Annotated in this window: 8 protein-coding genes; 3 read left to right on the top strand and 5 right to left on the bottom strand. The window is 74.3% G+C overall.

Annotated features, from left to right (window positions below; all coding sequences use genetic code 11):
• Window positions 1-128 precede the first annotated feature (128 nt).
• Both DQ240_RS10545 and sepH read right to left on the bottom strand, forming a co-directional pair.
• Window positions 129-602, bottom strand: a complete 474-nt coding sequence (locus DQ240_RS10545) for a general stress protein (protein ID WP_113839540.1) — start codon at window positions 600-602, stop codon at window positions 129-131.
• A 48-nt stretch (window positions 603-650) separates the two neighbouring features.
• Window positions 651-1,535 (bottom strand): septation protein SepH, encoded by an 885-nt coding sequence (sepH, locus tag DQ240_RS10540; RefSeq protein ID WP_113839539.1) that lies wholly within the window; start codon window positions 1,533-1,535, stop codon window positions 651-653.
• A 291-nt stretch (window positions 1,536-1,826) separates the two neighbouring features.
• Here sepH and DQ240_RS10535 point away from each other — a divergent pair, with 291 nt between their 5' ends.
• Window positions 1,827-3,722 (top strand): alpha/beta fold hydrolase, encoded by a 1,896-nt coding sequence (locus tag DQ240_RS10535; protein WP_233498626.1) that lies wholly within the window; start codon window positions 1,827-1,829, stop codon window positions 3,720-3,722.
• A gap of 21 nt (window positions 3,723-3,743) precedes the next feature.
• On the opposite strand, the gene DQ240_RS10530 is transcribed toward DQ240_RS10535, so the two are convergent.
• From DQ240_RS10530 to DQ240_RS10520, 3 genes are all read right to left on the bottom strand, one after another.
• On the bottom strand, window positions 3,744-5,138 hold the full coding sequence (locus tag DQ240_RS10530; RefSeq protein ID WP_113839575.1) for an MFS transporter: 1,395 nt from the start codon (window positions 5,136-5,138) through the stop codon (window positions 3,744-3,746).
• A gap of 119 nt (window positions 5,139-5,257) precedes the next feature.
• The gene (gene serC / locus DQ240_RS10525) at window positions 5,258-6,373 is read right to left on the bottom strand and encodes a phosphoserine transaminase (RefSeq protein WP_113839538.1); all 1,116 of its coding nucleotides are present in this window, start codon (window positions 6,371-6,373) and stop codon (window positions 5,258-5,260) included.
• 31 nt (window positions 6,374-6,404) lie between these two features.
• Window positions 6,405-7,535 carry a citrate synthase 2 gene (locus DQ240_RS10520; RefSeq protein WP_113839537.1) on the bottom strand — a complete coding sequence of 377 codons (1,131 nt, stop codon included), beginning with the start codon at window positions 7,533-7,535 and terminating at the stop codon, window positions 6,405-6,407.
• A gap of 120 nt (window positions 7,536-7,655) precedes the next feature.
• Between DQ240_RS10520 and pdxH the strand changes: the two genes are divergently transcribed.
• Both pdxH and DQ240_RS10510 read left to right on the top strand, forming a co-directional pair.
• Complete coding sequence (gene pdxH, locus DQ240_RS10515) at window positions 7,656-8,318, top strand: pyridoxamine 5'-phosphate oxidase (RefSeq protein ID WP_113839536.1); 663 nt, start codon at window positions 7,656-7,658, stop codon at window positions 8,316-8,318.
• Window positions 8,315-9,697 carry an MFS transporter gene (locus DQ240_RS10510; RefSeq protein WP_113839535.1) on the top strand — a complete coding sequence of 461 codons (1,383 nt, stop codon included), beginning with the start codon at window positions 8,315-8,317 and terminating at the stop codon, window positions 9,695-9,697. The genes pdxH and DQ240_RS10510 overlap by 4 nt, the downstream gene beginning before the upstream one ends.
• Window positions 9,698-9,699 lie beyond the last annotated feature (2 nt).

Below are 9,699 nucleotides of genomic sequence, written 5' to 3'. Positions count from 1 at the left end.
GAGGACCTCCGGAGCTCGTGGAATGGGTGCCTTCAGCAGCTCCACTCCACGTCCGGAGGTCCTCCCCGAACAAGATCAATCAGATCGTGTCGTCACACGTCCTCGACCAACGTCTCCGGTCAGTACAGCTAGCCGCGCAGGGAGAAGCGGGCGAGGATCGCGCGGGCCTCCTCGGCGCGGCTCGGGTCGCACATCACGTCGTACCTGCTCGCGGTGATCCGGCTGGTGCTCGTGAAGTCGCGGCGGCCCTGCGTGGCCGCGTACCCCATCCCGCCGAAGGCCGCGCCGAAGACCAGCCCGATGAGCAGGCCCGACAGGACCGAGCCGAGCCAGTTGCTCCCGTCCTCGGCGAAGATCCCGAGCAGCAGACCGACGAACAGACCCCACCAGGCGCCGGCGGCCGCACCGGCGGCCAGGGCCCGGCCCCAGGTCATCCGGCCGGTGACCTTCTCGATCATCCGGAGGTCGGTCCCGATGATGGTCACGTTCTCGACGGGGAACTTCTGGTCCGACAGGTGGTCGACCGCGGCCTGCGCGCGTTCGTAGCTGTCATAGGACCCGACCTGGACGCCGCCTAGGGGCATCGACACCGACATGGACATGCGCACCTCCTACCCGTGACAACGGGCCTCACGCAGGTGCTGTTCCGGTCAGCGGTGGCGGCGGACCCCGAAGACGATGTCCTCCCAGGCCGGGACCCGGGCGCGGGGGTCCTCGTCCTCACCGTCGGGACGACCCAGGACGACGGTGTCGTGCTCGGCGATGTCGTCGAGGTCGACCGCGTCGTCGGCGGCACGGCGGTGCGCCTCGGCCGGGACCTCGGCGGGCTCGTGCTGCTCGACCGGCTCGGCCGGGGGCACGTGCTCGGTGACGACGCCGACCGGGCGGGAGCGGTGCAGCGGGGACGCCGGCAGCCCGGCGGGGACGTCGGGGACGACGCGGACCAGCCGGGTGCCCTCGGCGAAGTCGGTGGTGGCCGCGTCCACGGGGGCGACGACCCGGCCGCGCATGTCGTAGGCCCAGCGGGTGAGGCCGGACTTCGCGCCGGCGTGCCAGGCCGCGGTCACCTGCCACACACCGTCGGACCCGCGGGCGGAGTCCCACCGGACGGCGTCCAGGTCGCTGCCGAGCAGCCGCAGTCGCTCGGCCATGAACTGCTGCAGCGGGGAGGTGATCGAGCCGTCGGAGAGCCGGACGCGCGCCTCGCGGGCCTGGTCGGCGATCCGCTCGCGCTCCTGCAGCACCGGGCCGGCGAAGCGCAGCACCCGGTCGACCCGGATGCCCGCGGCCTCGGCGACCTGCTCCGGGGTCTCGCCGGACCGGATGCGAGCCTGGATGACCCGCGGCGGCAGGCTCATGCCCAGGTCGACGTCGATCTGGCCCAGCCGGCGGGCGTCACCGCGCGCGGCGGCCCGGAGGCGGTCGTCGACCGGCAGCTCGAAGCGCTCGCCCTCGTCGCCGGGCTCGGTGCCCTCGGCGACCAGCACGAGGCTGGAGCCGTCGTCGGACAGCCCCACGAGGCGCAGCGAGCGCATGGGCGTCCTCCGTCGTCCTGTCGGAGCCGGGATGGCTCCGCGCCCGAGGCTATCGACGGGGACCGAGCCTCCTCGGCTGCCACGCCCGGCGTGGCGGGAGTTGTTGTCGTGGACATCTCGACGCAACACCGCCCGCGCACTGTGGCACGTGGGGCGGCTGAGCCGGCCGCACCGCGCCGCCGGAGCGCCTCCGGAGTGCGTGCCGGGACACACCACCCGGGCGTGCGACCCTCCCGCGGGCCGCTGCGCAGAGCCGCTGCCCAGACCCCCGCTCCGAGCCGAGGAGGTGCCGTGGCCAGCCCCCTGTTCCACCCGTCGTCCCCCGTCGTCCCCGAGCCGTTCGGCGCCTCGCCCGCCGGCCTGCCGACCGAGGTGCGGCTGGCCGTCGCCGAGATCGCCGGCGCCGCCGGCGCGTGGTGCCCGGCGCTGTCCCCGGCCGGGAACCGGGTCGCGTACGTGACCGACCGCTCCGGCATCCCGCGGCTGGAGGTGCTGCCGGTGGGCGGCTCCGCGCCCACGCTGCCGCTGGTCCTCTCCGGCCCCGACCAGGAGGTCGTCTCGGTCGCCTGGGCGCCCGACGGCGAGTGGCTGGCGTACCTGGTCAGCCCCAGCGGGTCGATCTGCGCGGAGCTGCACGTCGTCCGCCCCGACGGCAGCGACGCCCGGCTGGTCGCCGGCGGGGACCCGCGCGCCACGGTGTTCGCCGGGCACTGGACCCGCCCGGGCCACTACGTCTGCTCGATCGCCCCGGGCACGGGGCCGGACGCCGACGTCGTCCTCGTCGACGTCGTCACCGGCGCGCAGCGCACCCTCGCCCGCGGGGGCTTCCTGTCGGTCACGGCCGTCTCCGCCGACGAGCGGTGGCTGCTCGCCCGTCGCGGCCCGCGGGGCCACCGGCACGTCGTCCTCGTCGAGGTGGCCACCGGCCGCACCCGGCGGGTGATCCCGCTCGACGCCCCCGGCGGGATCGCCTCCGAGGACGGCCGGTTCGCCCCCGACGGCCGGTCGGTGCTGCTGCGGGCCTCCCTGCCCGGCCCGGCCTTCGCCGATCGCGCCGGCCTGGTCGAGGTGCCGCTGTCCGACGACGGCGAGCTGGGGGAGGCCCGTGTCGTCCTCTGCCGGCCCGACGCCGACCTCGACGCCTACGCCCTGCGCACCGGCGGCACCGTGCTCGCCGTCTGGAACGCCGGCGGGGTCACCGAGCTGCAGGTGCACGGTGGGGCCGACGGCGCGCTGGTCGAGCGCCTCGACCTGCCCGAGCCGGTCCTGCCCGGCTGGTCCCTGGCCGCGGACGGCTCGACGATGGTCGCCGAGCTCACCGGCCCGCACACGCCCCGCGGACTGTGGGCGGTGTCGCTGGACGGGGCCGAGGCGCCGGCCCGGCTGCCCTCGCTGCCGCGCCGTCCCGACCGGGCGTTGTCGGTGGACCCGGTCCGCGTCGACTACCGCGCCGCCGACGGCACCCCGCTGCACGGCTGGCTCTACACCCCGCCGGACGTGCACGGCCCCGACCGCACGGTCGTCAGCTTCCACGGCGGCCCCGAGGGCCAGGAGCGGCCGGCGTGGTCGCCGGTCGCGCAGTCACTGGTCGCCGCCGGCTTCACCGTGTTCGCGCCCAACGTGCGCGGCTCCGGTGGGCAGGGGCGGGCGTTCATGTGCGCCGACGACGGCGCCGCCCGGGAGGCCTCGTTCGACGACGTCCCGGCCACGGTGCGCTTCCTGCTCGACGCGGGCATCGCCGCACCCGGCCGGGTCGGCGCGCACGGGTGGTCCTACGGCGGCTACCTGACGCTGGTCGCACTCACCCGGTGGCCGGACCTCTTCGCCGCCGGGGTGTCCCTGGCCGGGATGAGCGACCTGCGCACGTTCTTCGCCGCCACCGAGCCGTGGATGGCCGCCGCGTCGGTGACCGAGTACGGCGACCCGGTGGCCGACCGGGACCTGCTCGCGGCGCTCTCGCCGATGACCGCCCTGGACCGGCTGACCGCGCCGGTGCTGCTCGCCCACGGCGACCGCGACACCAACGTGCCGGTCGCCGAGTCGGTGCAGGCCCACCAGGCGTTGCAGGCTCTCGGCGCGCGCAGCGAGCTGCTCCTGCTGCCGGGCGAGGGGCACACCATCGTCGGCCGCGAGCGGGTCGTCGAGCTCGCCGAGCGCGTGGTCACCTTCTTCGACCGCTGGGTCTGACGAAGGACAGACCTGCTCCGGCTACACCGGGACGGCGCCGGCGGGGACGGCCTCGGGCGCGCGGGCCGTGGCGTACGCCGCGCCGAGCCGCCGGTAGGCGGGGCTGGCGAACGCCACGAGGACGGTGAGGACGCCGATCAGGCCGGTCACCACGAAGACCAGGGCGATGCCCCGCGTCGGGCCCGTGCCGAACCAGTCGCCGATCGCCCGCGCGCCGGCGCCGTCGGTCATGAACGGGATGACGACGAATTCGGTCAGCGGTGCCATGAGGAACGCCGTCAGCGGTGAGGCCGCCTGCTCGACGCTCTGCGCGAAGCCGAAGACCCGGCCCTGCCGCTCGTAGGGCACCACCCGCTGCAGGACCGTCTGCTCGGCGGCCTCGGCGAAGGGCATGACCGTCATGAACACGGCCATCGCGACGGTGAGGGTGAGCACCGAGGAGGCGAGCGGGAACAGCATCGTCACGGCCCACATCGCCACGTTGACCAGCAGCAGCACCCGGATCGGCCGGCTGCCCAGCCCGACCCGGGCGACCAGGAGCCCACCGACGATCAGGAGGGCCGACAGCGCTCCCCAGAGCAGCCCCCACGCCTGCACCGACATGAGCGAGAGGCCGTAGGGGTCCATCAGCGCCATGAAGGCGCCGCCGAGGAAGTTGTTGAAGCAGCTGAACAGGATCAGCGGCAGCAGCCCGGGCACCCCGCAGACCAGGCGGAGCGTGCCGCGCAGGTCGACACGGGACTCCGGGGTCGCGTCCTCGGCGCCGTCGGTCCCGTCCGCCGCGACGCGGTCGTCCGGGACCTGGATCCGGGTGAGGTGGAGGATCGACAGCACGAGCACGGTCAGGGCGAGGGTCAGGACGGCGGTCATCCCGCCGAAGGCCACCAGCAGCCCGCTGATCACCGAGGTGACCAGCATGGACAGGCCGGACGCCGACCCGACGAGCCCGTTCGCCCGGTCCCGGCGGTCCTCCGGGACGCGCAGCGTGACCAGGGTCGACAGCGCGATGGTGCGCGGGTTGCCGGTGATCACGCCGAGCATGAGCAGGACGACGAAGCACCACAGCGGCACGCTGCCCGCCGTCCGGAAGTCCTCCGCGGGGGACATCGCGTGGACGGCGGCCGCCAGTCCGTAGAACACGGCCGAGGCGAGGGCCGAGACCTGCAGGACGGTGTGCTTGCGGTGGTGGTCGACCAGGCTGCCGAACCAGATGCCGGTTCCGGCGGTCGCGACCAGGAAGATCCCGGCGATCATGCCGGTGGCGAACACCGATCCCGTCTCCAGGAACACCCAGAAGGTGACGGCGAACCACACGGTGTAGTTGACGACCGACACCAGCAGGTTGTTGACCAGCAGGTGCGCGAAGACCCGCTCGGGTCCCGAGCGCAGGTCGAGTGCGGGAGCCCGGTCGCTCACGGTGTCCTCCTCCGTCGTCCGCACCGACTGGTGCTCAGGAGGTCAGACGCCGCCGCGGGGCCGGACTCATCGGTCGTCGGAGTGCGGGAGCGCCGGTTCCCTGCGCTCCCGCACTCCGCTCAGAGGCGCTCGGCGACGTGGTCGATGCAGGCGGTCAGCGCGCTGACGTCGTCGGGGTCGACGGCGGGGAACATGCCCACGCGCAGCTGGTTGCGGCCGAGCTTGCGGTAGGGCTCGACGTCGACCACGCCGTTGGCCCGCAGCACCTTGGCGATCTGCGCCGCGTCCACGCCGTCGGCGAAGTCCACCGTGCCGACGACCAGCGACCGCTCGGCCGGCTCGGCGACGAACGGGGTGGCGATCTCCGACTTCTCGGCCCAGCCGTACAGCCGGCCGGAGGACTCGCGGGTGCGGTCGACCGCGCCGGAGAGCCCGCCGAGACCGTTGAGCCAGTCGATCTGGTCGGCCAGCAGGAACAGCGTCGCCACCGCGGGGGTGTTGTACGTCTGGTCCTTGCCGGAGTTGTCGACGGCGATGGAGAGGTCGAGGAACCCCGGGATCCACCGGCCCGAGGCCTTGATCTCCGCGACGCGGGCCAGCGCCTCCGGGGACATGAGCGCCACCCACAGCCCGCCGTCGGCCGCGAAGGCCTTCTGCGGGGCGAAGTAGTAGACGTCGGCCTGGGCGACGTCCACCGGCAGACCGCCGGCGCCGCTCGTGGCGTCGATCAGCACGAGCGCGTCGTCGTCGGCGCCCTCGGGACGCTCGACCGGTGCCATGACGCCGGTCGAGGTCTCGTTGTGCGCCCAGCCGTAGGCGTCGATGCCCGCCTCGCCGGTCGGGAGCGCCAGCGTCCCGGGCTCGGCCTTGGCGATCACCGGGTTCCCCAGGAACGGCGCCTCCTTGACCCCGGAGGCGAACTTCGACGAGAACTCGCCGTAGGTGCCGAACGCGGCCCGGTCGCGGATGAGCCCGAACGCGGCCGCGTCCCAGAAGGCCGTCGTCCCGCCGTTGCCGAGGACGACCTCGTACCCCTCCGGCAGGCCGAAGAGCTCGCCGAGACCCTCCCGCACCCGCTTGACGAGGTTCTTCACCGGCGCCTGGCGGTGCGAGGTGCCCATGACGGCCGCCCCGTCGGTGGCCAGCGCCTGCAGCGCCTCGGGGCGGACCTTCGACGGGCCACACCCGAAGCGCCCGTCCTTCGGCAGCAGGTCCGCGGGGATGGTGATGCTCATCGAGGGTCTCTCCTGGGGTGCTGGGCCGGACTCAGGCGGGGGAGGCCTGGCTGATCGTCTTGGTCTGGACGTTCTCCCAGCCCTCGACCTCCTCGGGCTTGCGCGGGTCGGGGCCGACGTAGCGGGCCGACGGGCGCACGAGGCGGCCGGTGTTCTTCTGCTCGAGGATGTGCGCGCACCAGCCGGCGGTGCGGGCGCAGGTGAACATCGAGGTGAACATGTGGCTGGGCACCTCGGCGAAGTCCAGGACGATGGCCGCCCAGAACTCGACGTTGGTCTCCACCGGACGGTCGGGACGGCGCTCGCGCAGCTCCTTGAGCGCGGCCTGCTCCAGGGCGCGGGCGGCCTCGAAGCGCGGGGCGCCGAGCTCCTCGGAGGTGCGGCGGAGCACGCGGGCGCGGGGGTCCTCGGCGCGGTAGACGCGGTGACCGAAGCCCATCAACCGCTCCTTGCGGTCGAGCAGGTCCTTCACGTACTTCTCGGCGTCGCCGGTCCGCTCCACCTCGTCGAGCATGTGGAGCACGCGGGACGGCGCGCCGCCGTGCAGCGGGCCGGACATCGCGCCGATGGCGCCGGACATCGCGGCGGCGACGTCGGCACCGGTGGAGGCGATGACGCGGGCGGTGAACGTCGAGGCGTTCATGCCGTGCTCGGCCGCGGAGGTCCAGTAGGCGTCGACGGCCGCGACGTGGCGGGGGTCGGGCTCCCCGCGCCAGCGGACCATGAAGCGCTCGACGATGGTCTTCGCCTCGTCGACGCGGGCCTGCGGGACGGCGGGGGTGCCGATGCCGCGGGCGGACTGCGCGACGTAGGACAGCGCCATGACCGCGGCGCGGGCCAGCTGCTCGCGGGCCTCCTCGGCGGAGATGTCCAGCAGCGGGCGGTAGCCCCAGAACGGCGCGAGCATCGCCAGCGCCGCCTGGACGTCGACGCGCACGTCGCCGCTGTGCACCGGGATCGGGAACGGCTCGGCCGGCGGCAGCCCCGGACCGAACTTGCCGTCCACGAGCAGCGCCCAGACGTTGCCGAAGGTGACCTTGCCGACGAGGTCCTCGATGTCGACGCCTCGATAGCGCAGGGCGCCGCCGTCCTTGTCGGGTTCGGCGATCTCGGTCTCGAAGGCGATGACGCCTTCCAGTCCGGGTACGAAGTCGTCGGCCATCTCGCATGCTCCTCTGCGCGCGGGATCGTGCGCCGGGTCGCGGCGCACGACAACGGTCGAACCATAGGCCCGACCCCCGCGGCGGACGCAGCCGGGGAGTGCGGTGGCAGCATCGGACGGGTGCCCGACCTCTCCCGCATGCGCAGGGACTACGACCGGCCGGTGCTCCGGGAGGGCGACCTCGCGGGCACCTGGGTCGAGCAGTTCGACCGCTGGTTCGCCGACGTGGTCGCCGCCGGGATCGACGACCCGAACGCCGTCGTCGTCGCCACCGCCGACGCCGACGGCGCCCCCGACGCCCGCATCGTGCTCGTGAAGGGCTACGACGAGGGCGGCTTCGTCTTCGGCACCAGCTACGCCTCGGCGAAGGGCGCGGAGCTGGCCGTCAACCCGCGCGCGGCGCTGGTCTTCCCCTGGCACGCGCTGCAGCGGCAGGTGCGGGTGACCGGCCGGGTGGAGCGCATCGGCGACGCCGCCTCGGACCAGCTCTGGGACCCGCGGCCGCGCGAGGCGCAGCTGGCCGCCGTCGCGTCGGTGCAGTCGACCGTCGTGGACTCCCGCGACGAGCTCGAGGCGCGCGTGCGGCTGCTGGACGACGAGACGCCCGACGGCCCGGTGCCCCGACCGGCCACGTGGGGCGGCTACCGCGTCGTCCCGGAGACCGTCGAGTTCTGGCAGGGCGGCCCCGGGCGGCTGCACGACCGGCTGCGGTTCGTCCGCTCCGCCCAGGGGCACGACGGAGCGGAGGGCGGCGGCTGGCTCGTGCAGCGCCTCGCTCCATGACGGGTCCGGTGGATCCGGTCGAGGGAGCGGGCAAGACGGCCGAACCGGTGCCGGCGCCACGGCGGCGGCGCTGGGCGATCGACACCAGCCCCCTGCAGAACGCGCATTACCGGCGGCTGTTCTGGGGCATCGCGGCGACGATGCTCGGCCAGCAGATGACGCTGGTCGCCGTCCCGTACCAGGTCTACGACCTCACCGGTTCCTCGCTGATGGTCGGCATCACCTCGATCGTGGCGCTGGTGCCGCTGGTCGTCTTCGGCCTGCTCGGCGGCGCGATCGCCGACGCGATGGACCGCCGCCGGCTCATGCTGGTGACCGCGACCGGTTCGGCGGTGACCAGCGCCCTGCTCGCGGTCCAGGCGCTGCTCCCCGGGGGCGGCAACATCTGGCTGCTCTGGGTGCTGACCGCGGCGGTCTCCGGGTTCAGCGCGGTCAACCAGCCCGCCCGGAGCGCGGTGATCCCGGCGCTGGTCGGGCCGGCCGGGGTGCCGGCGGCCAACGCGCTGTCGATGACCGTGCGCCAGGTCGGCGTCATCGTCGGCCCGCTGCTGGCCGGGGTGCTGATCGCCCTCGGCGACCTGTTCCTCGCCTACGCGGTCGACGCCGTCGGCTTCCTGATCGCGCTGGCACTGCTGCGCGGGCTGCCGTCGCTGCCGCCGGCCGGGGTGACCGGACCGCTGCGGCTGGGCTCCGCGGTCCGCGGGGTCGGGGAGGGCTTCGCCTTCCTGCGCACCCAGCCGGTGCTGCTGATGACGTTCGTCGTCGACATCATCGCGATGGTCTTCGCCTGGCCGCAGGCGGTCTTCCCCGAGCTGACCGACACCCGCTTCGCCGACTCGCCGAACGCGCTGGGCTGGCTGTTCGCCGGCATCTCCATCGGCGCGCTGCTCATGGGGCTGACGTCGGGCTGGGTCTCGCGGGTCGAGCGGCAGGGCGCCGTGGTGCTGGTCGCGATCGTCGTGTGGGGCGTGGCGATCATCGGGTTCGGGCTGGCGCCGTCGCTGTGGCTCGCGGTGCTCTGCCTCGCCGTCGCCGGAGCAGGGGACATGGTGAGTGCGGTGCTGCGCTCCTCGATGCTCCAGACGGCCGCGCCGGACGAGATGCGGGGCCGGATGCAGGGCGTCTTCATCGTCGTGGTCGCCGGCGGACCGCGGCTGGGCGACCTGCGCGCGGGAGCGATGGCCAGCGCGGCAGGGGTGAGCGTGGCGATGGTCTCCGGCGGCATCGCCACCGTCGCCATGGTCGTGGTGGCGCTGGCGGTGCCCTCGTTCTGGCTCTTCCGCGCCTCGCGGGCGGTGGGCGCGGAGACAGGCGGAGCCCGGCCGGGCTCGCCCGCCCCCGAGAGTGGCGAGGGCCGACCGGGCTCCACCCCGTCGTAACG

Source organism: Blastococcus sp. TF02A-26 (genome assembly GCF_003319125.1).
Taxonomy (GTDB): domain Bacteria; phylum Actinomycetota; class Actinomycetes; order Mycobacteriales; family Geodermatophilaceae; genus Trujillonella.
Note: the sequence above shows the minus strand (reverse complement) of the source record. Positions and strands in the feature narration are given on the sequence as shown.